The following is a 24476-nucleotide window of genomic DNA, read 5'->3' as shown; positions in this document are numbered from 1 at the left end:
TAACTCCTTGCCAGTCAGAAACGCAAAATGAATTCGCCGCGCAGGGTGCGCGGCTCGCCATGCCAGAAGAAACCGCTGACGTAGTCGCGGTCGAAGACGTTGTCGAGCGCCAGCGTTGCTTCCCAGCCCTTGGCCCGCCAGCTTGCCGCCAGGTCGAGGACGTCGTAGGCCGCCTTTTTCCAGCGATAGCCCCGGCTGTCGACCACGGTGTTGGCTTCGTCGGTGTAGGCGCTGCCGACCAAGCGCCATTTGGCGCGGGCGGAAAATCCTGCGGTCGACGCGTAATTCAGCACAAAATTTGCCTTGTGCCGGGGCATGTCCGGCAGGACGTTGCCGACCAGTTGCGGCGCCGACTGGTCGCGGACGATGCGGGTGCGGGTGTAGGTGTAATTGGCGTCGAGCTGCCAATGCCCGGCGAGCGGCTGCGACCAATGCGTTTCCAGCCCGTGCGCTCGCACTTCACCAACGTTCTGCGGCTGCTGCACGACCGGCGAACCGTAATCGAGGATGCGCACGGCTATCTTGTCCTGCCAGCGGGTGGCGAACAGGGTGACGCCGCCGTTGCCACCCGCCGCGCTGCCGAGCAGGGCGAGGTCGGCGGTGGTCGAGCGTTCCGGCTTCAGCGCCGGGTTGGCCAGCGTCACCGAGCCGGCGCTGACAAAACCGTTGTACAACTGCGTCGCCTGTGGCGGCGAGAAGCCGCTGCCCAAACTGCCGCGCAGGCGGGTGGTCGCGCCCAGCGGCCAGGACAGCGCGATCTTCGGGCTGGTCGCCGCCTTGACCACGCCGCCGCCGCGCGTTTCCTGCCCGGGTGGGCCGGCATCGAACACGCGTGACGAGATATAGCGTTGCCAGTCGTGGCGCAGCCCCAATTCCAGGCGGCCGGCGCCGAGCGGCATTTCGCCGGAAGCAAACAGCGCCTCCTTGCGGATCAGCGAATCGGCCTGCGTGCGCGTGACGCGGCTGGCGTAATCGCTGGCGCTGAATTGTTCCGACAGTTCGATCAGGCTGCCGCCCAGCCGTCCCTGCCAGCCGCCGTCCTGCCAGGCCAGCGCCGCCGAGGCCTCGCGCTGGCGGGTATCCTGAGTCAGCCATTGGTCCGCCGCCAGACCGGCGGCGTCGATACCGCTGCCGCGATCACGCACGCCGGCCGTGGCATTGCGGTCTTCACCCAGCGCCGCTTCCAGCGACCAGCGTTCGTTCACCTGCCAGGAAAACTGGCTGCGCACGGTATCGGTTTGCCAGTCGAAGACCCAGTTCGGACGGCCGAAAAACGAATGGTTGTCCGAGTGCTTGAGGTTCAGCGACGCGGCGAAATCGCGCCCGGTCCAGGCCAGCTTGCCGTCCACGGCAGTGCTGCGGCCGTGCTCGTCGGCGACCGTGATCTGGTAGGGAAAAGGCGAGCGCGGCACGGTGCGGAAACCCTGGTCTTCGCGGTTTTCCGCCAGCAGTGACCAGGCCAGTTCACCCCGCTCGCCGCTGCCACCCAGACGGGTGTAGTTGCCGCCCCGGGAATCCACCCCCTGCGTCAGGTTGAGCGCAGGATTCTGCCGACCGCCGGCCCGCCGCGTCGTCACCGCAATCGCCCCGCCCATCGCCTCGGCCCCGAAGCGCGCCGACGCCGCGCCGCGCAATACCTCAATGCGCTCCACCTGTTCCGGGCGCAAGGCCGACAACTCGCTGACGGAAGAAACGAAGCCATCGACCACCACGGCAATGCCGCGCACCCCGCGCATGCTGATGACGCTGTTGTTCTCGTCCAGCCCGACCCGCCGCTTGAGCATCTCCAGCAGACTGGCCGGCTTCTCGCGGGCGATGTCGGCGGCGGTGATCAGGGAGACGTCGGTTTCGGCCGCCTCCCCGCCCCAGGCCGGACTGGCCAACAGCAGCAGCAGGACCGCCGTTCTAGAAGCGCACATTCAGCCCGAGCCAGACATTGCGACGATCCATGTATTCGTATTGCTGTTCGCGATAACGCCGGTCGAAGATGTTGTTCACCGCCAGACTCAGTTCCGCACTGCGAAGTGGCCCACTCACGGGCAAGCGCCAGCCGATCTTGGCATCCGCAACGAAATGGCCGGCCTTGCGCGCCTCGTCGGTGTTTCGATCATTGAAGTAGTAGTCATCGACATAACGACCGGAAAGGCGGACGTAGTACTGTTCCGACGGGGAATAAACGACACCTGCGTTAAGCTTGTGCGGTGCAATGCGCTGCACCTGTTTGCCAACGGTCAGGGGATCGCTCGGGTTTTCCTTGATGCGCGAATCCGTATAGGTGTAGTTCAGGTACGGTTGCCAATCGCCAAGCTTGCCCTCGAACGCCAGCTCCAGACCATCAATGGCCACCTTGCCGATGTTCTGGAACTGCCACTGCGGTCCGACCCGGATCGACGAAATCTTGTCCTCGTAGTCGGAATGAAACAGTGCCGCCCGTGCCGACCAGTTAAGCTGACGATGCTTGACGCCAAGTTCGTAGGAAATCGAGGTTTCCGGTTTCAGGTCGGGATTGTCCAGCCAGGCACCACCGCCACGAAATTTGAGAAAATTCAAGGCCGGCACATACGCAGTTCCCACTGTCGCATACAGGGAAGTCGGTTCACTCAGCCGATAGCGGAGACCCAGGCGCGGATTGAAAACCTTGTCCTTGGAGTCCTTGCCGGTTGCGACGCCATTCTGGCTATCCCCGGCGAATTCGTAGCGATCCCAACGACCACCGGCGAGGATGGTCAGGTTCTCGGATAGCTGATGCTCATCCTGCACGAAGATGCCGGTCAGCTTGCTCTTGGAAATGCTTTCGCCGCTGCCACCCCAGATTACATCTTCCCAGCGACTGGTGAATTTTCCGACCCCGTATGCGTAACCCAGGGTCAGCAGATTGGCCGCACTCAGGCGCAGGTCAGCCTGCAGGTCGAGGTAGTCATGACTCTCGATCCGGTCATCGACCTCGGCCAGAACCAGGCTGCCGGCATTGCCGTTCACGTATTCGTCATCGAACAACATGTGCGTGCTTTGCCGGGTATGACGAAGCCGCACCTTGAACACTGCGCGCTCCCCCAGTTCGAAGCGATAGCCAAGGTCGTAATTTTCCGAATCGTTGTCAAAACGATAGTTCGGATGCCCGCCCAACCAGGCGGAACTGGCATCGCCCTTGCGCGCCGAGAAAGTGATTTCCTGGTTGGCAGCGGGCCGCAGACCAAGCGTGAGACCAAATTTCTTGTCCCTGCCATCGCGCGACGCCAAATCCCTGGAACCCCATGGATCGGAATCCGGTTGGGCAACATAGCCATCGGTGCGGTAATCGCTCGCGGAAAGACGGAAATCGACCACATCCCAGGCCGCACCAACCGCCGCCGAGAACAGTCTGGCGTCGTGAGACCCCGCCCCGATACTCACCTCGGCCCCGGGAGCACCTCGCCAGCGCTTGGGGACGAAGTTCACCACGCCGCCCACCGCGCTCGGTCCGTAAAGCGCGGAAGCCGGCCCCCGGACGATTTCGACCCTTTCCAGATCCTGCAGGTCGAGCACCTGGATACCCTGATGAATGCCCGCGACCGGCGACTCGATCGGCATCCCGTCGATAAGTATCTGGCTGGTCGACCCACCGAAGGAACCACCGACACCGCGCAGGGTAATCCTCGGCAGGGAGGCAGGCGAACCGTAACCGGCAACATCCACCCCCTCGACATTACGCAACAGGTCCAGCGGACTCTGCACCTGCTGGGTGGCAATGTCCTTGCGTCCGACCACGGTCACGCTGGCCGGTACATCCTCGACCCAGCGCTCGGTCCGTGTCGCCGTGACCACCATTTCCGGCAGCACCTTTTCGCTGTGCCCGGCGCGCACGATGACGTAGCTGCTGTCGCCATCCTTGCGGAACTCCAGCCCGGTGCCGGCGAGCAGGCGGCGCAGGGCTTCTTCCAGGCGCATGTCGCCTTTGACTGCGCTGGCCTGGAGCGTGCCGACGACATCGCTGGCGTGGGCGATCTGCACGCCGGCCAGGCTGGCCAGGGCGCGCAATGCGCTGCCTAGCGGCTGGGCGGCAACGTCGACCGGAACGGCGAAGACGGCGCTGCTCTGGAAGGCCAGGAACAAGGCCGTGGCGATGGTGCTGAGAAGAGGCCGGCGCTCGCCGGCGAAGGCTTTTTGAAACACGTGATTTCCCCCTTGGTTGTCTGGCGATGCGCTCGCCTCTCCCCACCAAGACGGATGAATTTGCCCTCTCCCTACCTCTGCCGGGCCAAACGCGACAATATGCCGCATGGAGTGGGGCGGCATCGCCGATTAGCATGCGGCCATGAATGCCACCACTTGTCCGCCTACCGAGCCGCTGGTACTTGATCTCTATCGCAGGCATTTCGACGAGTTGCGGCATTTTCTCGGGCGCCGGCTCGACTGTCCGGAGGCCGGCCGCGATGCCGCGCAGGAAATCTTCCTGCGCCTGCTGATCAATCCGCCGGCTGTCGACATCCGCAATCCGCGCGCCTTCCTGCTCCGCTCGGCACGCAACTTCCTCATCGACCTCGGCCGCGCCGCCCAGAGCCGGCCGCAACTGGTGGTGGTCGATGAGACGGACCCCGGCCTGGTCGACCCGCTCGCCGACCCCGCCCGCATCGTCATGGCCCGCCAGCAATTGCGCCTGCTCGCGACGGGTATCGAAGCACTGCCGGCCAAATGCCGCGAAGTCTTCTTCCTGCATCGCTTCGATACCCTGACGCAAGGCGAGATTGCCGGCCGGCTGGGCATTTCCGCCAAGATGGTGGAAAAACACCTGGCCAACGCCATGCTCCACCTGCGCCGGCTGTGGGCGAAGCATTCGGCCTGAATTGACTGCCCCCGCCCCGCTGCCGACAATGCGGCGCATGTCACCCACCGCCGCCACCTCTACCCCGGAACAGGTGCAGGAAGCCGCCGCCCTGTGGTTTGCCCGCCTGCGTGGCGATGAGGTAGCCGCCAGCACGCGCGCGGAATTCGCCGCCTGGCTGGCGGCCGACCCGGCACACGCCGAGGAATACTCGCTGCTGGAACAACTCTGGGATAACGCCGCCCGCCTGCAAACGCGCCCGCGCAAGTCCGGCCGCGCGCTGGCGACGGCTGCCCTGGCCGCGGCGGCACTGTTCCTCGGCTGGTTCAACCTTGCGCCGCCGACCGACACCCTGCTGAGCACCGTCGCCGGTGAACGGCGGCATGTGCAGCTCGACGACGGCAGCGAGCTCGATCTGGCACCGCAGACGCAGGTTAGCGTGCGTTTCGGCAAGGGGCAGCGGCAGCTCGAACTGGCGCAGGGCAGCATCGCCATCAGCGTCGCCGCCGATGCGCAACGGCCGTTCGAGGTCCTGGCGGGCAGCAGCCGGATTCGCGACATCGGCACCCGTTTCACCGTGGACCGCCGCGCCAACGAATTGCGCGTCGGCGTTGCCGAAGGCATGGTCGAAGTCAGCCCCGGCGATGCGCAACAGACCAGGCAGATACTGCGGGCCGGCGAAGCGCTGACTATCGTCGATGGAGAAATCCGCCCGGTTCTGGCCGTCGACCGCAACAATTTGCTGGCGTGGACCAAGGGCCAGCTGATTTTCGAGGAAGCACCGTTGAGCGAAGTCGTCGCGGCGCTCAACCGCTTCCGCAAGACGCCCATTGTGCTCGGCGACCCGCAGGCCGGCCGCCAACGCATCAGCGGTGTCTTCCTCATCGCTGACGAAGCGACCGCGCCGCTGGCGCTGGCGCGGATTGCAGGGTTGCGCTTCGAGACGCAGGACGGCAGACTCCTCGCCCGCCGCGCCGAAACGCATTGAACGCCCGTTCGGCTTCCCTTGCTTCTGCCCGGCCCCTCGCTTAGCATCCCCGCCTTGAAGTCTCCGGGTGCCTTCCGGCTTTGCCGGCAGGAGAATCGGGAAGGCGGTGCGAATCCGCCACGTGCCCAGCGCTGTAAGGATGACGGGCGATGCACAGGCCACTGCCGCGGCGGGAAGGCGCATCGTGCGGGGGAATCCGAGTCAGAAGACCGGCCGGGAGACGTAACACGGCGCCGTGGACGGGCGCCTTCGCGTTTCCAGAAGGGGAATCCATGGAAAACCAGCTCGCTTTTTCCGACGCCGAACGGGCCGCCGTCTATCGTGCCATCTTCAACCGCCGCGACGTGCGCGGCCAGTTCCTGCCCGACCCGGTCGCCGACGAGCAACTCGCGCGCATCCTGCTGGCGGCGCATCACGCGCCTTCGGTCGGCTTCATGCAGCCATGGAATTTCCTGGTCGTCCGCTCGGCGGACGTGAAGCAGCGGGTACATGACATCTTCCGCGCAGCCAACGCCGAGGCCGAACGAATGTTCCCCGACGAGAAGCGCGAGATCTACAGCAAGCTCAAGCTGCAGGGCATCCTCGACGCACCGATCAACCTGTGCATCACCTGCGACCGCTCGCGCAGCGGCCCGGTGGTGCTCGGCCGCACCCACATGCCGACCATGGACCTCTATTCCAGCGTATGCGCCGTGCAGAACCTGTGGCTGGCCGCCCGCGCCGAGGGGCTGGGCGTCGGCTGGGTCAGCATCTTCCACGAGAAGGCGCTGCAGGACGCGCTCGGCATTCCGCAGCACATCGTGCCGATTGCCTACCTGTGCATTGGCCACGTCAGCCATTTCAAGGACCGCCCGGAACTGGAAAGTGCCGGCTGGCTGCCGCGCCTGCCGGTCGAGGAACTGGTCTTCCACGAACAATGGGGGACGCGCGATTTACCGGAAAATGCCGGATTGACCGCCGCCCTGTCGGCGCTCGCCGCGGCGGAGCGTGGCGCATGAATGGCACTTTCCCGGCCGACCAGCGCGCCGCGCTGCTCGCCCTCCCCGGCGTCGGGCCGACGGTGATCCGCCGCCTCGAAGAGGCCGGCTACGCGCCGCTCGCCCGCCTGGCCGGCGAGGAAACCGCCGTCGTCACGCTGCACATCGCCCGCATGATCGGCTCGACCTGCTGGCACAACAGTCCACAAGCGCGCGCGGCGATCGACGCCGCCATCGCCCTGGCCCGCCAATGGCCGAACTGAACCTGCTCGCCGGCCCCTACGCCATGCCGCTGGCAGCGCTCGCCGCGGTGCTGCTCGACCGCCTGTTCGGCGAAGTGCGACGCTTTCACCCGCTGGTCGGCTTCGGCACGCTGGCGGCGGCGATCGAAAGACGGCTGAACCGGCGCACGATTGCCGGCGGTGTCCTCGGCTGGGCGCTGGCGGTGCTGCCCTGGGTGGTGCTGGCGCTGGCCTTGCGGCCATTGGCACCGTTCGCGGTCGACGTGCTGCTGCTCTATTTTTCGCTCGGCGCGCGCAGCCTGTGCGAGCACGCCGAAGCGGTCGCCCGGCCGCTGCGCGAGGGGCGGCTCGACGAAGCGCGGCAGCGCGTCGGCTGGATCGTTTCCCGCGATACCGCAACACTCGACGAGTCCGGCGTCGCCAAGGCCGGCGTCGAATCGGTGCTGGAAAACGGCAACGACGCGATCTTCGGCGCGCTGTTCTGGTTCGCCCTGCTCGGCGGCCCCGGCGCCCTGCTTTTCCGGCTGGCCAACACGCTCGACGCGATGTGGGGCTACCGCACCGAACGCTACAACCTGTACGGCCGCTGGGCCGCCCGCTGTGACGACGCGCTCAACTGGCTGCCGGCCCGACTGACCGCGCTGAGCTACGCCCTGCTCGGCCGCTGGCGCGACGCGCTCACTTGCTGGCGCGCCCAGGCGCCCGGCTGGGAGAGCCCGAACGCCGGCCCGGTGATGGCGGCGGGCGCCGGCAGCCTCGGTGTGCAATGCGGCGGCGCCGCCATCTACCACGGCCGCGAGGAAATCCGCCCGCCGCTCGGCCGCGGCCCGGCACCGGTCGCCGCCGACCTCGGCCGGGCGATCACGCTGATCCGGCGCAGCCTGTGGCTGTGGCTGGCTGTCCTTTTCCTGATCGGAGCCCTGCATGCTTGACCATGGCGGCCGCCTGCGCGAAGCCGCGGCCCACTACGACATCCCGCTCGCCGACTGGCTCGACCTGTCCACCGGCATCAACCCGCAGGGCTGGCCGGTGCCGCCGCTGCCGGCGGCAGCCTGGCAGCGCCTGCCGGAAGACAACGACGGCCTGGAGGCCGCCGCTGCCGCCTACTACGGCAACGCCAACCTGCTGCCGGTGGCCGGTTCGCAGCCCGCCATCCAGTGGCTGCCGGCGCTGTTACCGCGCGCCGCGGTGGCCTGCATCGCGCCGCTCTACAACGAACATCCGCAGGCTTGGCAGCGCGCCGGCCACAAGCTGCGCTTCCTGCAGAACGCGACGCTGCCGCGCGCGCTGGCGGCGGCAACCCCTTACGTGCTGCTGTGCAACCCGAACAACCCGACCGCCGACCGCCATCCGCGTGAGCTGGCGGTCGACGCCGCGGCGCAGCTGAAAAAGCGCGGCGGCTGGCTGATCGTCGACGAGGCGTTCGTCGACGCCACACCCGAGCATAGCCTGACGCCGCTGGCCGGCACGGCGGACGCCCCTAACCTGATCGTGTTCCGCTCGCTGGGCAAGTTCTTCGGCCTGGCCGGACTGCGCGTCGGCTTCCTGTTCGCTGCCCCCGAGCTGCTGGCGAAGCTGGCCGAGGCGATCGGCCCATGGAGCATCGCCGGCCCGTCGCGGGCGGCGGCAATGCTGGCGCTGGCCGACTGTGACTGGCAAACGGCAACGCGCCAACGCCTGCAGGCCGACGGCGAACGTCTGCGCCAGTTGCTGGCGCCGCTCGGCGAGGTCAAGGCGACGCCGCTGTTCGCGACGCTGAACGCGCCGAGCACCGCCGAACTGCACGAACACCTGGCGCGCCGCGCCATCCTCAGCCGCCGTTACGAATCGAACCCGCTACTACGCGTCGGCCTACCGCCCGACGAAGCCGGCTGGCAACGTCTGGCCGACGCGCTCAAGGCGTGGAAGCCTGCATGAAACATCGTCTCTTTGCCCTGCTTGCCGCCGCCTGCCTGGGCGGCGCCCACGCCGAAATCGTCGTGCGTGACGACAGCGGCCGCGACGTCTACCTGCGTGAGCCGGCACGGCGCATCGTCGCCCTCGCCCCGCACATCGCCGAGACCCTTTACGCCGCCGGTGCCGGCGGCAAGCTGGTCGGCACCGTCGATTACAGCGACTACCCGGCGGCGGCGAAAAAGGTGCCGCGCGTCGGCGGCTATTCGCGCATCGACCTGGAAGCCGTCGTCGCCCTCAAGCCTGACGTGGTGCTGGTCTGGGAAAGCGGCAACAACATGGCGCAGGCCGACAAGCTGCGGGCGCTCGGCCTGACCGTTTTCGTCTCGCAGCCCAACCATATGGACGATATTGCCGGCCAGGTCGAACGCTACGGCCGACTGGCCGGCACCGAGGCCATCGCCAACGCGGAAGCCCGCCGCTTCCGCGAGCGCCTGGCGGCACTGCGCGCGGCCAACGCGGGCAAACCCAAGGTGCGGACTTTCTACCAGGTATGGAAGGCGCCGCTGGTCACCGTCGGCGGTCCGCAAATCATCAGCGACGCGATGCGCATCTGCGGCGGCGACAACGTTTTCGGCCAACTCGACCAGATGGCGCCGCGGGTCAGCCTAGAAGCCGTGATCGAAGCCGATCCGGAAGCCATCGTCGCCACCGGCATGGGCGACGCCAAACCGGAATGGCTGGACGACTGGCGGCAGTGGAAGCGGATGACCGCCGTCCAGCGCGGCAACCTCTTCCACATCAACCCGGACATCATGCAGCGGCACACGCCGCGCATTCTCGACGGTACGGCGAAACTCTGCGACCACCTCGATGTCGCACGCAGCCGTCGCCCCAAGTGAGAACATCATGTCCCGCCTCCCCCAACGCATCGTCTGCCTGACCACCGAAACCGTCGAAGTCCTCTACGCCCTGGGCGAACAGGAGCGCATCGTCGGCATCAGCGGCTACACCGTGCGGCCGCCGCAGGCACGCAAGGAAAAGCCCAAGGTCTTCGCCTTCACCAGCGGCGACATCGCCAAGATCCTCGCCGTCGAACCCGACCTGGTGCTGACCTTCTCCGACCTGCAGGCCGACATCGCCCGCGACCTGATCAAGGCCGGAATACCGGTTTACGCCTTGAACATGCGCAGCGTCGACGACATCCTGGCGATGATCGAAACGCTCGGCCGTCTGGTCGGCGCCGAGGATCGCGCGCAGGCGCTGGTCGCCGGACTGGAAGCACAGATTGCCGCAGCCCGGGCACTCGCCGCCGAGCGTATCGCCCGCGGCGGCCAGCGGCCGCGCGTCTACTTCGAGGAATGGGACGAACCGCTGATCAGCGGCCTGCGCTGGGTTTCCGAACTGATCGAAATCGCCGGCGGCGAGGACGTCTTCGCCGAACGCGCCCGCTCGCCGCTCGCCGCCGACCGGCGGCCGACGCCGGAAGAAGTGATCGCCGCCGCCCCGGACATCATCGTCGGCTCCTGGTGCGGCAAGCACTTCCGCCCCGAACGCGTCGCCGCCCGCCCGGGCTGGGAAGCCATCCCGGCGGTCAAGCAGGGGCGCCTGCACGAGATCAAGTCGGCAATCGTCCTGACCCCGGGACCGGTGGCGATCAGCGAAGGCCTGCCACTGCTGGAAAAGATCCTCTGGCCGGCAAGCGCCTGACGGTAAACGCTTATTGCCATGGCATCACGCAAACCCCTATAGTTATTGCATGTTGCGTTCGGCATTGATTCTCCTGATTTTTTCCCTGCTTGCGCTGGTTGCGCGGGCAGGGGAGATCGCCATCGTCCTGGCCGACAGCAGCGCCCCCTATCAGGAATTCGCGAGCGGCCTGCAACAGCGGCTCAAAGGCAGCAATTGGCAGATCAGTTATGTCGATACCGAACCACATGCTCCGGAGCGCCAACCGGTCGCACTGATCGTCACCGCTGGCAGCGAGGCTTTGCGCAAGACGCTGGCGAGTTCGCCGAAGGTGCCCGTCCTCGCCACCCTGCTGACCGAGCACGCCTATCAGAATCAAATCGGCACCAGCCGCCCGCCGGCGGTCTCGGCGATCTATCTCGATCAACCGGCGCAGCGCCAGGCTCGCCTGCTGCGCCTGCTCTTTCCCGAGCTGCAGCGGGTCGGTTTGCTGCTCAGCGAGCAGTCGCGCCAACAGGCCGACAGCCTGCGCACCGCCCTCGCCGGCCAGCGCCTGCAACCGGTCAGCGAGTTCGCCAACGGCGAGGAGTACATCCTGCCGACACTGGAAGCGCTGATGCAGCGCAGCGAAGTACTGCTCGCCCTGCCCGATCCTCTGCTCTATTCGCGTAACACGATCAAACCCATCCTGATCACCTCGTACCGCCACCGGCGACCGGTGATCGCCTTCTCGCCCGCGATGGTCAAGGCTGGCGCGCTCGCCGCGCTGTACTCGACGCCACTGCAGATTGGCCGCCAGGCCGCCGAACTGCTCATCGCACATGGTACCCACCTGCCGTTACCGGCCACCCCATCAAAATTCTCGATCGACATCAACCGCAGCGTCGCCGACGCCTTCGGCCTCCGCCTGCCGGAGGAGAGCGATCTGTTCCAGAAACTGCTTGCCAGTGAAGTCAATCCATGAAGAACCTGACCCTGCGCCAACGCCTGCTGGTTCTGACGCTGCTGCCCAGCGCCCTGATCACCACGCTGCTCGTCGTCTATTTCGCCATCACCGGCATCAACACCCTGGAAAACCAACTACGCGCCAAAGGGCTGGCCACCGTCCGCTACCTGGCGCCGATCAGTGAATACGGCATCATTGCCGGTCAGATGGACAGCGTTTACGGTCTGGTCCAGGCCGCCATGCAGGAACCCGGGATCAAAGCGGCGATCATCGTCAATCCGAAGGGACGCACCCTGGCCGTCAGCGGACGCGTCTCACTTTCCGCTGAAACCATTCGTCAACGCTTGAACGCCCCCGCCCTGGTCGGCGAGGGCGACACCTGGATTGCCTTTGGTGCGCCGGTCGTGCGCAGCCAGAGCGACAGCGACCCGCTGTTCGACATCGCCGGCCTCGACGAGAACCCCCAGGAAACCATCGGTCACGTCTTCATTGAACTGGACAAGGAAGAGCTGCAGGTCCGCCAGCAGGAACTGGTGCTGCAAGGTTTCATCGCCGTACTCTGCGGCCTCGGCCTGATGGGCGCCCTCGCCATCGCCATGGCCGACCACCTGGCGCGCCCGCTGCAACGACTCGCCGCCGCCGTCCGCAACATGTCGGCTGGACGCTTCGACACCCGCGTCCAGGCCAGTTCGAGCGGCGAGCTGCGGGTACTCGAAGATGGCTTCAACGAGATGGCCAGCCATATCGAGGAAGCCCATCAGTCGATGCAGACACGGATCGAGGAAGCCACCGCCCAACTTGTCTTCCAGGCTCGCCACGACGCGCTGACCGGGCTGGTCAACCGGCGCGAATTCGAACTGCGCCTCGACAAGGCGCTGGCCGCCGTCCATGCCGGCGGCGACGAATTCAGCGTGCTCTACATCGACCTCGACCGCTTCAAGGCGGTCAACGATGCCTGCGGCCATATCGCCGGCGACGAACTGCTGCGCCAGATCGCCCTCCTCTTCCAGGGACGCCTGCGCGAGGAAGACACGCTGGCCCGCCTGGGCGGCGACGAATTCGGCATCATGCTGGCCAACTGCAGCCTGGCCAAGGCTCGCCAGGTGGCGCAGGACATCTGCGCGCTCTCGGCCGAATACCGCTTCGTCTGGCAGGACAAGATCTTCGCCATCGGTGCCAGCATCGGTCTGACGCCGGTCACCCGCGACGTGCGCGACGTTCATGAAATCTTCGCCCTGAGCGACGCGGCCTGCCTGCAGGCCAAGGAAAGCGGCCGCAACCGGGTCTGCGAGATGGCGCCTGCGGCGCCGACCGACCGCCGGCGCGACCGTGGCAACTGGGCCAGCCGGCTGGCCAGCGCCCTGTCCGAAGGCCGCTTGATCGTCGAGGCGATTCCCGTCCGTCCGCTGCAACCGGGCGTACCGCACGGGCCGATGGCCGAAATCAGCGCCCGCCTCAACGAGGCGGGGCAGGCACCGATCGCTCTGAGCGCGCTGATCGACGCCGCCGAGCGCTACGACATGGCAACGGTCTTCGACCATCATTTCCTGGAGACGGCAATCCGCTCGCTGGCCAGGGCACAGGGCCAGCAACTGAAGATGCAGTGCATGGTGCCGCTGTCGCGGGCTGCCATCACCAGCGCCAGGACCGGTGACTTCATTGCCGGCAACCTGGCCGCCGCCGGCATCCGGGGAGAAGGGCTATGCCTGATGTTCCCAGAGGAAGTCAGCACCCACCATACCAGCCTGCTGATCGAGTTCTCGCGGCGCATGCGCGAACTTGGCTGTCAGGTCGCGCTGACCGAATTCGGCGGCGGGGTCGCCTCCTTCACCCAGCTCCGCACCCTCCAGCCGGCCTATGTCAGGCTCAGCCAGAGCCTGACCCGGGACATCAGCGACGGTCTCAGTTCGACCGCGCTGCTGCGAGCCATCCTCGAAATCACCGCCGAACAGCAGATTTTCTCGATTGCCGAGGATGTGGACGACACCCCGTCGCTCGAGCACCTGCGCAAACTCGGCATCGCCTACGCGCTGGGCAAGGCGGTCGGCCCACGCGAACCTTTCGAAGCCTGGTTCGAAGGCGCCGTCATGCGCGGCATGCGTGCCTGAGGGGCAAATTCAGAAATCGAGGCGCAGGGTGATCCAGTGCCGTTGGTCTACGTAACGGCCATTCGGCTTCGTGCCGCTCTTGCGCTGCTCGGCGTGCCTGCCCTCGAGCGACTGCGCGGTATAGGCAAGTTCGCCGCGCTGCCCGGCAAACTTGAAGTTGTAAGCCAGACGGGCGTCGGTCCGCTGGTACTTTTCAGCGTCGGTATTGCGGGTCCACTTGATCGCATCGACCCAGTAGCGCATCACCGAGAAATCGAAGCCGGCCGGCAGTTTCTGCATCCACATCAGCGATGAGGAGCGACGCGGCGCAGAACCCTCGGCAAGGCGCTGGTAGACCGCGTACTCCGGTTCGAAACCGCCACCGCCCTTGATCGCGGCGAGGCCATGAAAACTGCTGTCCTCGGTCGCCACCAGCACCCAACCGTTGCCCGACAGTTCGCTGTTTACCCGCAAGCTCGCATGATTTATCAGCAGCCGCGTCGACTCCAGCGGCTGCCAGCGCCACTGCAACTCGTAGCCGGCAATCCGGATGTCCTGAATCGATTGCTCGGAGTCCGGCGCGTCCTTCGCCGGCCGTACCGCCATCAACCGATCGCGGACGGTTTCCCGGAAATGCCGGACATCCAGGCTCATCCGCCACTGGCGCCAGTTGCCGAGATAAGCGACTTCCCAGCTATCCAGGCGTTCGGCGGGAAGCCTTGAATTTCCGCTGAATATGGTCTCGCTGCCATCGACTGCCACATAATTGCCGCGATAGGCCAGGATGCTCGCCGTCCGCCAAGCCTGGGTGTAACCAAGCCGCAGGGTATTTTCCGGCGTCAGGTGGAAGGCGATGCTGGCGCGCGGCGACAAGTGGTTGCCGGCCAGCGTGTCGTATTCGTTCGACGCACCGAGATTGGCGGTCAGCCAAGTTGAGGGCTTCCACTCGCCGTTGGCGAAGGCGCGCCAGACCTGGCGCGCCTCCGTCCCCCGCCCGCGCATCATGGTCTGCGAGGACATTTCGTCATGTCGCCAACTCGCCCCCCAGACCAGACGCGTCTTTGCCATTGGCACGAAATTGTGGGTGGCCTCGATTTCGTGCCGCCGCCCCCAGTCACCGGATTCGTTCACCTTAGGGTAGGGAACCACGCCGCAAGTGACCGGATCGATACGATAGGCATTGTCGCCGCGATCTTCGCTGAAGGTGTAGCGCAGCGAGAAATCGGCAGTTTCGGAAAGCGCCCGCAGCCAGCGCGCCTGCATCCAGGTGGAGGATTCGTCGCGGTTGCGCAGGGGATCGTCGCAGGGATCCGAAAGGCGGGTGACCTTGTCGAGCGAGCCAGACAGGAAGCGTCCCTCGACCTTGCCCAGCGAGAACTCCAGGCTGTCCCGGAGATTCACCGCGTAGTCGAAACGGGCGTCGAAGCGACGATTGCGGTAGCTATCCTCCCAGTCGTAATTGCCTTTCAGGCCATCGTCGCTGGTCTGCTGGTAGCTCAGGCGGAAATTCCCGGTCTCACCCAGCTTGCCACCGCCACGCACCGAGTAATCGTTGACCCCCTGCGTGCCACGGCTGGCGGAAACCGAAACACCGCGTACCAGCGAGGGATCGATGGTGACGATATTGACGACGCCGAGGAAGGCATTGGTCCCGTAGGAAACGCTGTTGCTGCCGCGCACCACCTCGATGCGCTCGATATCCTCGAGGGCGACGGGAATCAGTGCCCAATTGACCCCACCCCGGAACAACGGCGAATGCAGCGAGCGACCGTCGATCAGCACCTGGACCCGTGGTGAAAAATCGTTGTCGTCGGTGATGCCGTGGTAATTGACCCGGGCGCCGACGTCGCTGTGGGCAAAGGTCTGGAAACCCGGCACCAGACGGAACAGATCGTTGAGCGAGCGATAGCCGGAAGCACGGATCATCTCCCGGTCGATCACCGTCACCGAAGCCGGCGCATCGGCGAGCCGCTGCGGCAGGCGGCTGACCGAGGCGACCACCGGCAACTCGGCGAAAAACAACTCGTCCTCGGCCAGCAGCGTGCCAAACGGCAGCATGCAAACCAGCACGGAAAGATAGCGCCGCCGCTTCATGTGCACGGATCAGTGGCTTCCCGACGTCGGCACGGCCTGCGCCCAGGCGTCGGCAAAGCAGTCGGAACGACTGGTGATGCTTACCCCGTGCCGGTCGGTCGCCACCAGACAGAGCGCCAGTCCTGCCTGCTCGACCAGCGTCACCCCCCCGACATCGAGCTCCTCGACGCCGACCCGGATCAAGGCATGCATGAAGTCATTGCGCAGGGCACCATTGAGGCCGCCGACGATACGCATCACCTTGCGCCCACTCAGTTCGTGGACAGAAAGCACTGAAGCCTTTCCGGAAGCCAGGGCATCGCGGATCGCATCCTCGATCAGCACCTGATTGATCAAGCCGATCTGGAAGCGGGCACCATACAGCCCATCGCCGATCCGGCTGACAATATTGACCGCAATGTCGATCAACGGCGAACCGAACAGCGAAAACTCGCAGCCGACCAGACGGCCGATCTCGAGCGGCTCCGGGCTGCGCAACATCAAGCCGGACATCGACAGGTTCTCGACGGAACCCTCGCCAGCCTTACCCCCAAAGCCGATCCTGACCGGGGGCGAAACCCCGAAACGGATGCGCTGATGTCGCCGCTGCTCGATCATGCTTCTCCCCAATCTTCATCAATCCCCGGGTGACAATGGTACCAAAAGTACGCGACCGGATAAGCCGTCACGACGCCTGAACCCGGCAATTGCCTCGAATTGACATTTGCCGGAGGGCTGGTTATCTTCCTTCTGCCGAAATCATCCGGCAGCGCCGATTTGTACTCTGATTGCGGGCGCTCAAAAATGCAGCTAAAACGGGAACCGCCCAGTTCGCGTTTCGGCCAACTGGGTTTTTTGTTTTCGGGAGCATCATGCCGGGACAGTCCGTCGGCGTCGTCGAGGCGCAACGCATCCATTTCAGCGAACCGCTACACCTGCGCAGCGGCGGCGTCCTGCCGTCCTACGACCTGGCCGTCGAGACCTACGGCACGCTGAACGCTGACAAATCCAACGCCATCCTGGTCTGCCATGCGCTTTCCGGCCATCACCACGTCGCCGGCCACTACGCGGACCAGCCGCACAACATCGGCTGGTGGGACAACATCATCGGCCCCGGCCGCCCGCTCGACACCGACCGCTTCTTCGTCGTCGGCTTGAACAATCCTGGCGGCTGCCACGGCTCGACCGGCCCGTCGTCGATCAACCCAGCCACCGGCAAGCCCTGGGGCGCCGATTTCCCGATCGTCGCGGTCAGTGACTGGGTGAATGCCCAGGCACGCCTCGCCGACGTCTTCGGCATCGACCGCTGGGCAGCGGTGATGGGCGGCAGTCTGGGCGGCATGCAGGCGCTGCGCTGGACCATTTCCTACCCGGAACGGGTACGCAACGCGCTGATCATCGCCTCGGCGCCGAAACTGACCGCGCAGAACATCGCCTTCAACGACGTCGCCCGCCAGGCCATCCTCACCGATCCCGACTTCCACGGCGGCCATTTCTACGAACACGGCACGCGGCCGGTGCGCGGCCTGCGCCTGGCGCGCATGCTGGGTCACATCACCTACCTGTCCGACGACCAGATGGGCGAGAAATTCGGCCGCGAACTGAGGAACGGCTCGTTCTCCTTCGACTACGACGTCGAATTCGAGGTCGAATCCTACCTGCGCTACCAAGGCGACAAGTTTGCCGGCTACTTCGACGCCAACACCTATCTGCTGATGACCAAGGCGCTCGACTACTTCGACCCGGCCCGCCTCGACGACGGCGATCTGGTCAGGACGATGGCGCGCACGCATCGCGACACCAATTTCTTCGTCGCCTCGTTCACCACCGACTGGCGCTTCTCGCCGGCCCGCTCGCGGGAAATCGTCGCGGCGCTGCTGGCCAACGGGCGCAAGGTTTCCTACGCCGAAATCGACCTCAACTTCGGCCACGACTCCTTCCTGATGGAAGACCCGCAATACCACGGCCTGGTCGCCGCCTTCCTGGGGAACATCAAGTCATGACCCATACCCTCGGCCGCCCCGACTTCGACGTCATCGCCGCCTGGGTCGAACCCGGTCACCGGGTGCTCGACCTCGGCTGCGGCGACGGCGCCCTGCTCAAGCACCTGATCGACACCCGCAACGTGCACGGCTGGGGCGTCGATATCGAAGACGCCAACGTGCTGGCGGCGATGCGCAACGGCATCAACGTGATCCAGAGCAACCTCGAAAACGGCCTGAAGGATTTCGCCGACGACGCCTTCGACCACGTCGTGTTGTCGCGCACCCTGCAGACGGTGCGCCACACCGAGGGCATCCTGCGGGAGATGCTGCGCGTCGGCCGCGAAGCGGTCGTTTCCTTCCCCAACTTCGCCTACTGGCGCAACCTGCGTTCGGTCCTCGACGGCCGCATGCCGGTCTCGGAAGACCTGCCTTACCAGTGGTACGACTCGCCCAACGTGCGCTTCTTCACGCTGCTCGATTTCGAGGCGCTGTGCGAACAGATGGGGCTGATCATCGTCGAGCGCCGGGTGCTCGACGAAGCCGGGGAGATTGTCCAGGCCGAAACGGCCCGCGACCTGAACTTCCTCGGCAGCCTCGCCGTCTACCGCCTGACCCGCCCGCACTGATGCCCGCCTGGCTGGCCGCGTTGTGGAACAGGCGGATGCTAATCTGCATCTTCACCGGTTTCGCCTCCGGCTTGCCGCTCTACCTGCTGCTCAACCTGGTACCGGCCTGGTTGAAGACGGAGGGGCTGTCGCTGCGCACCATCGGCGCCTTCACCCTGATCCAGTTTCCCTACACCTGGAAGTTCCTCTGGGCGCCGCTGCTCGACCGCTACGGCATCCTGCCCTGGCTGGGCCGGCGCCGTAGCTGGATGTTCGTCTCGCAGCTCGGCCTGGTCGCCGCCATCGGCTGGCTCGGCCAACTCTCGCCGCGCACCGACCTGATGTTGATCGTCGGCCTGACCGCGACGCTGGCTTTCCTGTCCGCCACCCAGGACATCGCCCTCGACGCCTTCCGCCGCGAAATCCTGCCTGACGAGGAGCTCGGCCTGGGCAACGCGATCCACGTCAATGCCTACCGCATCGCCGGCCTGGTGCCCGGCTCGCTGTCGCTGATCCTCGCCGACCACCTGCCGTGGAGCCAGGTTTTCATGATCACCGCCGCCTTCATGATCCCCGGCCTGCTGATGACGCTGGCCGTCGGCGAACCGCGCGCCGCCACCGGTACACCGCGCACGCTGCGCGACGCCGTGGTCGAGCCCTTCCGCGAATTTTTCGGCCGCCATGGCGTGCAATCGGCGTTGCTGGTGCTCGCCTTCCTGTTCTTCTACAAGCTCGGCGACTCGCTGTGCACGGCGCTGGCCACCCCCTTCTATCTGGAGATGGGCTACAGCAAGACCGAGATCGGTATCATCGCCAAGAACGCCGGCCTCTGGCCGATGGTCGCCGGCGGCATCCTGGGCGGCATCTGGATGGTCAAACTGGGCATCAACCGTGCCCTGTGGCTGTTCGGCGTCGTCCAGATCGTCACCATCCTCGGTTTCGTCTGGATGGCCTGGATCGGCCCCGGCGAATCGACTCCGGCCCGCCTGGCGACGCTGGCCATCGTCATCGCCGGCGAAGCGATCGGCGCCGGTCTGGGCACGACGGCTTTCGTCGCCTTCATGGCAAGAACCACCCACCCGGCCTACACGGCCACCCAACTGGCCTTGTTCACCAGCCTGATGGCCGTGCCGCGCACCTTCATCAACGCCAGCGCCGGCTGGCTGGTCGAAGCGCTGGGCTGGAACAGCTTCTTCTGGCTCTGCTTCCTGTTTGCCTTCCCCGGCATGTTCCTGTTGCTGCGCGTCGCCCCCTGGAACGAGTCGCCAGCTGCCCAATCCGCAGCTAATCCCGCCGGTTGATCCGGCGCCGATCCAGCCACCAGGCGTAGATCGGCAGCAGGACAATGGAGCCTGGCAGCAAAAGACCGATCAGGTAGGGCGACAGGTGCGCCAGACGGCGCAGATGTTCGATCAGGATGCGGCGTTCCTCGGCCGTCCAGGGGTCGCCGTTGCGCGCCTTCATCAACAAGGGCATCAGGCCACGCGTCGCCATCAATTCGACGATCACGCGCCGGGCTTCGCGCCGTTGCGAAGACAGCAGTTGCCGGAACCAGCCGGGACTGGACGCTGCGACACGCTCCGCCACGGTCAGTGCAACAGACTGCGCAGCTTCTGCCAGCCCCGCCAGACGAAAACGCCGCGCGCCGCCCAGCGCCAAACGCGGCGCGGACGCAAGACAACAGCCGCAGCGACGGCGGCGAACACCGCCCCCGGATGCAACTTGAGCCAGTCGATGCCGCGCAGGGCGGCATCGCCCCCGGCAAACAGGGGAGACAAGCCGCGCGCATGGCGGGCCAGGGCTTCCCGCTGGCCGGCGATGCGGACACCGAGAGCGCCCCGCCGAGCCGCCAGTTCGAGCCGCTTCTCGTTCATTCCCGGCGCTGACCGCGCAATTGCGCAAGATCGGTATCGAGTTCGGCGAGGCTGCTGCGGAACAACTGGCTCGGCGCCCTGACCTGGCGGCGCAGGGCGAGAATCAGCGCAGCCGCGCCGAGGAAGAAGAGCAGGGCGAAGGCACCAAAAACCAGGACGCGCTGCTCCCAGAAAGCCAGGGCGAGGCTGAACACCGCCATGATCACGGCCAGCGTGAGCAGGAAGGCGGCGCCGATGGCCTTCGACCACAGCGCGATCAGCCGGTATTTCTCCTCCTCGATTTCAAGGACGAGCAACTCGGCCCGCGTCCGCCCGATCGACAGCAGCGTCGCGGCACTGTTCTTCAATGCGGCAAAGAGGCCTTCCCGGCCGTCTTCGCCACTTTCGGATCCGGTCATCCGTTCAGCGACGGCCGATCAGCACGCCCAGCGCCAGACCGAGCGCAGCAGCAACGCCGACGGCCTTCCACGGTTGGTCATGTACGAAGTCGTCGGTGGCGCGAGCGGCTGCCTTGGTCTTGTCGACCAGCGCCTGTTCGAGGTCGAGCATGCGGTCCTTGGCGTCACGCAGGCGGACCCCCAGGCGTTCGCGCAACTCCCCGACCTTCTCGCCGGCCATGCCGGTCGTCGCACGCAGCAGTTCTTCGGTATCGGCGATCACGACCTTCAGGTCCGAAACCAGTTTTTCCTTGTTCGCGGCGGTCATTTGTTCAGACATTCGAAACCTCGTCTTGGAGCGGTTGTTCAGGGATTACAGGTTATCCCTTCCGCTGGCGTAAATCAAATCGCATTGTCCGTAATCCGGTAGTCGTAATCGACAACCAGCGGCGCGTGGTCGGAAAAACGCTGCTCCTTGTAAACCGAGCCCTGACGGGCAGTGGCGGCGATCCCCGGGGTGGCGATCTGGTAATCGATCCGCCAGCCGACGTTCTTGGCCCAGGCCTGGCCGCGATTGCTCCACCAGGTATAGGCGGCCTCGCCTTGCTCGGGATAGAGGCGGCGATAGACATCGACCCAGCCGAGTTCGTCGAACACCCGGGTCAGCCAGGCGCGCTCTTCCGGCAGGAAACCCGAGTTCTTCTGGTTCGACTTCCAGTTCTTCAGGTCGATCTCACGGTGGGCGATGTTCCAGTCGCCACAGAGCACGATTTCCCGCCCTTCCGCGCGCAAGGCCTGCATCTGCGGCAGGAAGACGTCGAGGAAGCGGAACTTCGCCTCCTGGCGCTCGGGCGACGAAGAACCGGAAGGCAAGTAAAGGGAGATGACCGACAGGTTGCCGAAATCGACGCGCAGATAGCGCCCTTCGGCATCGAATTCGCCGCCGTCGAAGCCTTCGATGACGCCGCGCGGCGCCGCCCGCGTCCAGATGCCGACACCGCTGTAACCCTTCTTTTCGGCGCAGTGATAGAAGGCATGCATGCCTTGCGGCGCCAGCATGTCCGGACTCAGATCGGCGGCTTGCGCCTTCAGTTCCTGAAAGCAGACAATATCCGCCTGTTGCGCAGCCAGCCAGGGCTCGACGTTTTTGCTCCACGCGGAGCGGATGCCATTGAGGTTCAGGGAGATGATGCGTAACATTGCGGGACTCTCGGTCGTTTTTCCGACTGATACTGGAGATTTATGGATTTTCGTCAGGAATTCATCGAATTCGCCGTCGCCTGCAAGGTGCTCCGCTTTGGCGAATTCACCACCAAGGCCGGGCGGCAGTCGCCTTATTTCTTCAACGCCGGCCTGTTCAATGACGGCGCGTCGCTCGGGCGGCTCGCCGGATTCTACGCGAAAGCGGCGCAGACCGGCGGCGTCGCCTTCGACATGCTGTTCGGCCCGGCCTACAAAGGCATTCCGCTGGTCGCCGCCATTGCCATCGCGCTCGCTGCGGGCGGCAGCAATTACCCGTTCGCTTTCAACCGCAAGGAAGCCAAGGATCATGGCGAAGGCGGCAGCATCGTCGGCGCGCCGCTGGCCGGGCGCGTGCTGATCGTCGATGACGTGATCTCGGCTGGCACCTCGGTCCGCGAATCGGTGGAACTTATCCGCGCTGCCGGTGCCACACCGGCAGGCGTACTGATCGCTCTCGACCGCCAGGAACGCGGCCAGGGCGAGCTGTCCGCGGTTCAGGAAGTGCAGCGCGACTACGGCATCCCGGTGATCGCAGTCGCGGGCCTGCGCGACTTGATGACCTATCTTGGGAATCATCCGGAGTTCGACGCGCACCGGGCCGCCGTCGCCCTCTACCGTGAACGCTACGGTGTCGATGCCTAAACTTCCCTTTGCCCTCCTGCTGATCGTTCTGAGCGCCCCGAGCTGGGGTGCTGAGGAGTACTACTGCTGCACCGACCCGGGCAACGGTCGCCGTGCCTGCGGTGACACCCTGCCGGCGCAATGTCGGGGACGGGCTTACCGCGTTTTTGACCGGGCCGGCAATCCGATCCGGGAAGTCGCCGCCGCCATGACGCCGGAAGAAAAGGCCGCCGCCGCAATCGCTGCGAAACGTCAGCAGCAACTGGAGGAACAAAGGCTGGAACGACGGCGCATGGACGCCGCCTTGCTCTCCACCTACGCCACGCCGGAAGACATCGACATGGCGCAGAGCAAGGCGGAAGGCGACGTCAACCTGACGATCCGCGATGCCACCGAGAAAATCACCGAGTTGCAGAAGCGACTCAACAAGCTGACCGCCGAGGCCGAATTCTACAAGCGCTCAGCGATGCCATCGGGATTGGCCAGCGACCTGCGCACGGTCAATCATGAGATCCGTCTGCAGCAGGAACTGATCGAGGTCAAACGCAAGGAACTGGCCAAGATCCACGCCAAATACGACGGCGACCGCCAGCGCTACTACGAGCTGACCGGCCGCCGCTCGCTCAGCCGGCCAGTTTCTCCTTCAACAGCGCGTTGACCTGCTGCGGGTTGGCCTTGCCCTTGGCCGCCTTCATCACCTGACCGACCAGGGCGTTGAACGCCTTTTCCTTGCCGGCCCGATATTCGGCGACATTGCCCGGATTGGCGGCGATGACTTCGTCAACCAGCGCGGCGATGGCCCCGCTATCGGTAATCTGGCGCAACCCCTGTTTCTCGATCACCTCGTCGGCGCTCGCGCCCTCGCCATTCCACAATGCCTCGAAAACCTTCTTGGCGATGTTGTTGGAAATGGTGTTGTCGGCGATGCGCTGGATCAGCCCACCCAGTTGCGCCGCACTGACCGGCGACTCGCCGATCTCGCGACCTTCCTTGTTGAGGCGGGCGGCCAGATCGACCATCACCCAGTTGGCGCAAGGCTTGGCGTTGGCCGCACCGGCAATGCCGACGACAGCTTCGAAATAGGCGGCAATCTCCTGGCTGGCAGTCAGCGTCGTCGCGTCGTAGGCGGAGAGGCCGAACAGGGCGATGAAGCGCTGCCGCTTCTGGTTCGGCAGCTCGGGCAATTCGCCACGCACGCGGTCGATCCAGTCAGCCGGAATGAGCAACGGCAGGAGGTCGGGATCGGGGAAGTAGCGGTAGTCGTGCGCGTCTTCCTTGCTGCGCATCATCCGGGTCTCGCCGCTATCCGGGTCGAACAGCACGGTGGCCTGCTGGATGGCGCGACCTTCCTCGATCTCGTTGATCTGCCACTGCACTTCGAAATCGATCGCTTCCTTCAGGAAGCGGAAGGAATTGAGGTTCTTGATCTCGCGCCGGGTACCGTAAGGCGCGCCAGGGCGGCGCACCGAGACGTTGGCGTCGCAGCGGAACGAGCCTTCCTGCATGTTGCCGTCGCAGATGCCGATCCAGCGTAGCAGCGCGTGCAACGCCCGGGCGTAGGCGACGGCCTCGTCGCTTGAGCGCATGTCCGGCTCGGTGACGATTTCGAGCAGCGGCGTACCGGCACGGTTGAGGTCGATGCCGGATTTGCCGTGAAAATCTTCGTGCAGCGACTTGCCGGCATCCTCCTCGAGGTGGGCGCGGGTCAGGTTGACCGTCTTCTCGTAGGCCTTGTCGCCGCTACCGACGGCGACGGTGATCGCCCCGCCCTGCACCACCGGTAGTTCGAACTGGCTGATCTGGTAACCCTTCGGCAAATCCGGGTAGAAGTAGTTCTTGCGCGCAAACACCGATTTCGGTGCGACATGCGCGCCGATCGCCAGACCGAAGCGAATCGCGCATTCGACCGCCTTGCGGTTGAGCACTGGCAGGACGCCGGGCAGCGCCAGGTCGACGGCGCAGGCCTGGGTGTTGGGCGCAGCGCCGAAAGCGGTGGAGGCGCCGGAGAATATCTTGGAAACACTCGAGAGCTGGGCATGGGTCTCGATGCCGATTACGACTTCCCACTGGTTCATG

25 protein-coding genes and 1 riboswitch are annotated in these 24476 nt (G+C 65.5%); of the genes, 15 read left to right on the top strand and 10 right to left on the bottom strand.

Going from position 1 to position 24476, the window contains the following annotated elements; all coding sequences use genetic code 11:
• Positions 1-14: 14 nt before the first annotated feature.
• Together ACLIIZ_RS18910 and ACLIIZ_RS18905 are read right to left on the bottom strand one after the other, a co-directional pair.
• Positions 15-1919 (bottom strand): TonB-dependent receptor, encoded by a 1905-nt coding sequence (locus tag ACLIIZ_RS18910; protein WP_416694768.1) that lies wholly within the window; start codon positions 1917-1919, stop codon positions 15-17.
• A complete protein-coding gene (locus ACLIIZ_RS18905) occupies positions 1906-4152 on the bottom strand; it encodes a TonB-dependent receptor (RefSeq protein ID WP_416694766.1) in 2247 nt (748 codons plus the stop codon). The genes ACLIIZ_RS18910 and ACLIIZ_RS18905 overlap by 14 nt, the downstream gene beginning before the upstream one ends.
• A 142-nt stretch (positions 4153-4294) precedes the next feature.
• Between ACLIIZ_RS18905 and ACLIIZ_RS18900 the strand changes: the two genes are divergently transcribed.
• From ACLIIZ_RS18900 to ACLIIZ_RS18855, 10 genes are all read left to right on the top strand, one after another.
• Positions 4295-4822: an RNA polymerase sigma factor gene (locus ACLIIZ_RS18900; protein WP_416694764.1), complete on the top strand. Its 528-nt coding sequence runs from the start codon at positions 4295-4297 to the stop codon at positions 4820-4822.
• 37 nt (positions 4823-4859) lie between these two features.
• Positions 4860-5789 (top strand): FecR family protein, encoded by a 930-nt coding sequence (locus tag ACLIIZ_RS18895; protein ID WP_416694761.1) that lies wholly within the window; start codon positions 4860-4862, stop codon positions 5787-5789.
• 48 nt (positions 5790-5837) lie between these two features.
• Positions 5838-6021, top strand: a riboswitch (cobalamin riboswitch).
• Positions 6022-6061: 40 nt separating this feature from the next.
• On the top strand, positions 6062-6787 hold the full coding sequence (gene bluB, locus ACLIIZ_RS18890) for a 5,6-dimethylbenzimidazole synthase (RefSeq protein ID WP_374325862.1): 726 nt from the start codon (positions 6062-6064) through the stop codon (positions 6785-6787).
• A complete protein-coding gene (locus tag ACLIIZ_RS18885) occupies positions 6784-7029 on the top strand; it encodes a hypothetical protein (protein ID WP_416694759.1) in 246 nt (81 codons plus the stop codon). Before bluB ends, ACLIIZ_RS18885 begins: the two co-directional genes overlap by 4 nt.
• A complete protein-coding gene (cbiB, locus tag ACLIIZ_RS18880) occupies positions 7017-7940 on the top strand; it encodes an adenosylcobinamide-phosphate synthase CbiB (RefSeq protein WP_416694757.1) in 924 nt (307 codons plus the stop codon). The genes ACLIIZ_RS18885 and cbiB overlap by 13 nt, the downstream gene beginning before the upstream one ends.
• Positions 7933-8925, top strand: coding sequence for a threonine-phosphate decarboxylase CobD (gene cobD, locus ACLIIZ_RS18875; protein WP_416694754.1), 993 nt, complete (start codon positions 7933-7935; stop codon positions 8923-8925). Before cbiB ends, cobD begins: the two co-directional genes overlap by 8 nt.
• Positions 8922-9803, top strand: a complete 882-nt coding sequence (locus tag ACLIIZ_RS18870) for a cobalamin-binding protein (protein WP_416694752.1) — start codon at positions 8922-8924, stop codon at positions 9801-9803. Before cobD ends, ACLIIZ_RS18870 begins: the two co-directional genes overlap by 4 nt.
• Positions 9804-9810: 7 nt before the next feature.
• Positions 9811-10611, top strand: a complete 801-nt coding sequence (locus tag ACLIIZ_RS18865) for a cobalamin-binding protein (protein ID WP_416694750.1) — start codon at positions 9811-9813, stop codon at positions 10609-10611.
• 64 nt (positions 10612-10675) lie between these two features.
• Positions 10676-11554, top strand: coding sequence for an ABC transporter substrate-binding protein (locus tag ACLIIZ_RS18860; protein ID WP_416694748.1), 879 nt, complete (start codon positions 10676-10678; stop codon positions 11552-11554).
• A complete protein-coding gene (locus ACLIIZ_RS18855; protein WP_416694746.1) occupies positions 11551-13644 on the top strand; it encodes a diguanylate cyclase domain-containing protein in 2094 nt (697 codons plus the stop codon). Before ACLIIZ_RS18860 ends, ACLIIZ_RS18855 begins: the two co-directional genes overlap by 4 nt.
• Positions 13645-13653: 9 nt before the next feature.
• Here the strand turns inward: ACLIIZ_RS18855 and ACLIIZ_RS18850 are convergent, their stop codons facing one another.
• Positions 13654-15717 carry a TonB-dependent receptor plug domain-containing protein gene (locus tag ACLIIZ_RS18850; protein ID WP_416694743.1) on the bottom strand — a complete coding sequence of 688 codons (2064 nt, stop codon included), beginning with the start codon at positions 15715-15717 and terminating at the stop codon, positions 13654-13656.
• Between the two features lie 9 nt (positions 15718-15726).
• Positions 15727-16314, bottom strand: a complete 588-nt coding sequence (locus ACLIIZ_RS18845) for a PilZ domain-containing protein (protein WP_416694741.1) — start codon at positions 16312-16314, stop codon at positions 15727-15729.
• 251 nt (positions 16315-16565) lie between these two features.
• Here ACLIIZ_RS18845 and metX point away from each other — a divergent pair, with 251 nt between their 5' ends.
• The 3 genes from metX to ACLIIZ_RS18830 are packed head-to-tail and all read left to right on the top strand — an operon-like array spanning position 16566 to position 19587.
• Complete coding sequence (gene metX / locus ACLIIZ_RS18840; RefSeq protein WP_416694782.1) at positions 16566-17699, top strand: homoserine O-succinyltransferase MetX; 1134 nt, start codon at positions 16566-16568, stop codon at positions 17697-17699.
• Positions 17696-18307, top strand: a complete 612-nt coding sequence (gene metW, locus ACLIIZ_RS18835) for a methionine biosynthesis protein MetW (protein ID WP_374325846.1) — start codon at positions 17696-17698, stop codon at positions 18305-18307. Before metX ends, metW begins: the two co-directional genes overlap by 4 nt.
• A gap of 35 nt (positions 18308-18342) precedes the next feature.
• Complete coding sequence (locus ACLIIZ_RS18830) at positions 18343-19587, top strand: AmpG family muropeptide MFS transporter (RefSeq protein WP_416694739.1); 1245 nt, start codon at positions 18343-18345, stop codon at positions 19585-19587.
• Here ACLIIZ_RS18830 and ACLIIZ_RS18825 read toward each other — a convergent pair.
• The 5 genes from ACLIIZ_RS18825 to ACLIIZ_RS18805 all read right to left on the bottom strand — a co-directional run bounded on the left by ACLIIZ_RS18825 (position 19571) and on the right by ACLIIZ_RS18805 (position 21737).
• Positions 19571-19873 (bottom strand): hypothetical protein, encoded by a 303-nt coding sequence (locus ACLIIZ_RS18825; protein ID WP_416694737.1) that lies wholly within the window; start codon positions 19871-19873, stop codon positions 19571-19573. The two genes, ACLIIZ_RS18830 and ACLIIZ_RS18825, sit on opposite strands and share 17 nt — an antisense overlap.
• A gap of 2 nt (positions 19874-19875) precedes the next feature.
• Positions 19876-20160, bottom strand: a complete 285-nt coding sequence (locus tag ACLIIZ_RS18820; protein ID WP_416694735.1) for a YqjK family protein — start codon at positions 20158-20160, stop codon at positions 19876-19878.
• On the bottom strand, positions 20157-20558 hold the full coding sequence (locus ACLIIZ_RS18815; protein WP_416694733.1) for a phage holin family protein: 402 nt from the start codon (positions 20556-20558) through the stop codon (positions 20157-20159). Before ACLIIZ_RS18815 ends, ACLIIZ_RS18820 begins: the two co-directional genes overlap by 4 nt.
• Positions 20559-20562: 4 nt before the next feature.
• Positions 20563-20877 carry an ElaB/YgaM/YqjD family protein gene (locus ACLIIZ_RS18810; protein WP_374325835.1) on the bottom strand — a complete coding sequence of 105 codons (315 nt, stop codon included), beginning with the start codon at positions 20875-20877 and terminating at the stop codon, positions 20563-20565.
• Between the two features lie 62 nt (positions 20878-20939).
• Entirely contained in the window at positions 20940-21737 is a 798-nt protein-coding gene (locus tag ACLIIZ_RS18805) for an exodeoxyribonuclease III (protein WP_416694730.1), read from the bottom strand.
• 42 nt (positions 21738-21779) lie between these two features.
• On the opposite strand from ACLIIZ_RS18805, the gene pyrE reads away from it, so the two are divergent.
• Both pyrE and ACLIIZ_RS18795 read left to right on the top strand, forming a co-directional pair.
• Positions 21780-22421, top strand: a complete 642-nt coding sequence (gene pyrE / locus ACLIIZ_RS18800; RefSeq protein ID WP_416694727.1) for an orotate phosphoribosyltransferase — start codon at positions 21780-21782, stop codon at positions 22419-22421.
• On the top strand, positions 22414-23058 hold the full coding sequence (locus ACLIIZ_RS18795) for a hypothetical protein (protein ID WP_416694725.1): 645 nt from the start codon (positions 22414-22416) through the stop codon (positions 23056-23058). Before pyrE ends, ACLIIZ_RS18795 begins: the two co-directional genes overlap by 8 nt.
• Here ACLIIZ_RS18795 and gatB read toward each other — a convergent pair.
• On the bottom strand, positions 23024-24475 hold the full coding sequence (gatB, locus tag ACLIIZ_RS18790; RefSeq protein WP_416694722.1) for an Asp-tRNA(Asn)/Glu-tRNA(Gln) amidotransferase subunit GatB: 1452 nt from the start codon (positions 24473-24475) through the stop codon (positions 23024-23026). The genes ACLIIZ_RS18795 and gatB overlap by 35 nt on opposite strands.
• Position 24476: the final 1 nt, after the last annotated feature.

The sequence above is a fragment of the Azonexus caeni genome (genome assembly GCF_048146105.1).
Lineage (GTDB): Bacteria > Pseudomonadota > Gammaproteobacteria > Burkholderiales > Rhodocyclaceae > Azonexus > Azonexus aromaticus_B.
This window is presented reverse-complemented; position numbering and strand designations above follow the sequence as displayed.

Coding starts and splice junctions, on each gene's coding strand:
- ACLIIZ_RS18895 (WP_416694761.1), top strand. CDS start 4,860: ATGTCACCCACCGCCGCCACCTCTACCCCGGAACAGGTGCAGGAAGCC.
- ACLIIZ_RS18855 (WP_416694746.1), top strand. CDS start 11,551: ATGAAGAACCTGACCCTGCGCCAACGCCTGCTGGTTCTGACGCTGCTG.
- ACLIIZ_RS18830 (WP_416694739.1), top strand. CDS start 18,343: ATGCTAATCTGCATCTTCACCGGTTTCGCCTCCGGCTTGCCGCTCTAC.
- ACLIIZ_RS18820 (WP_416694735.1), bottom strand. CDS start 20,160: ATGAACGAGAAGCGGCTCGAACTGGCGGCTCGGCGGGGCGCTCTCGGT.
- ACLIIZ_RS18805 (WP_416694730.1), bottom strand. CDS start 21,737: ATGTTACGCATCATCTCCCTGAACCTCAATGGCATCCGCTCCGCGTGG.
- ACLIIZ_RS18815 (WP_416694733.1), bottom strand. CDS start 20,558: ATGACCGGATCCGAAAGTGGCGAAGACGGCCGGGAAGGCCTCTTTGCC.
- ACLIIZ_RS18845 (WP_416694741.1), bottom strand. CDS start 16,314: ATGATCGAGCAGCGGCGACATCAGCGCATCCGTTTCGGGGTTTCGCCC.
- cbiB (WP_416694757.1), top strand. CDS start 7,017: ATGGCCGAACTGAACCTGCTCGCCGGCCCCTACGCCATGCCGCTGGCA.
- pyrE (WP_416694727.1), top strand. CDS start 21,780: ATGGATTTTCGTCAGGAATTCATCGAATTCGCCGTCGCCTGCAAGGTG.
- ACLIIZ_RS18900 (WP_416694764.1), top strand. CDS start 4,295: ATGAATGCCACCACTTGTCCGCCTACCGAGCCGCTGGTACTTGATCTC.
- ACLIIZ_RS18795 (WP_416694725.1), top strand. CDS start 22,414: ATGCCTAAACTTCCCTTTGCCCTCCTGCTGATCGTTCTGAGCGCCCCG.
- gatB (WP_416694722.1), bottom strand. CDS start 24,475: ATGAACCAGTGGGAAGTCGTAATCGGCATCGAGACCCATGCCCAGCTC.
- ACLIIZ_RS18885 (WP_416694759.1), top strand. CDS start 6,784: ATGAATGGCACTTTCCCGGCCGACCAGCGCGCCGCGCTGCTCGCCCTC.
- ACLIIZ_RS18870 (WP_416694752.1), top strand. CDS start 8,922: ATGAAACATCGTCTCTTTGCCCTGCTTGCCGCCGCCTGCCTGGGCGGC.
- ACLIIZ_RS18910 (WP_416694768.1), bottom strand. CDS start 1,919: ATGTGCGCTTCTAGAACGGCGGTCCTGCTGCTGCTGTTGGCCAGTCCG.
- bluB (WP_374325862.1), top strand. CDS start 6,062: ATGGAAAACCAGCTCGCTTTTTCCGACGCCGAACGGGCCGCCGTCTAT.
- cobD (WP_416694754.1), top strand. CDS start 7,933: ATGCTTGACCATGGCGGCCGCCTGCGCGAAGCCGCGGCCCACTACGAC.
- ACLIIZ_RS18865 (WP_416694750.1), top strand. CDS start 9,811: ATGTCCCGCCTCCCCCAACGCATCGTCTGCCTGACCACCGAAACCGTC.
- ACLIIZ_RS18850 (WP_416694743.1), bottom strand. CDS start 15,717: ATGAAGCGGCGGCGCTATCTTTCCGTGCTGGTTTGCATGCTGCCGTTT.
- ACLIIZ_RS18810 (WP_374325835.1), bottom strand. CDS start 20,877: ATGTCTGAACAAATGACCGCCGCGAACAAGGAAAAACTGGTTTCGGAC.
- metW (WP_374325846.1), top strand. CDS start 17,696: ATGACCCATACCCTCGGCCGCCCCGACTTCGACGTCATCGCCGCCTGG.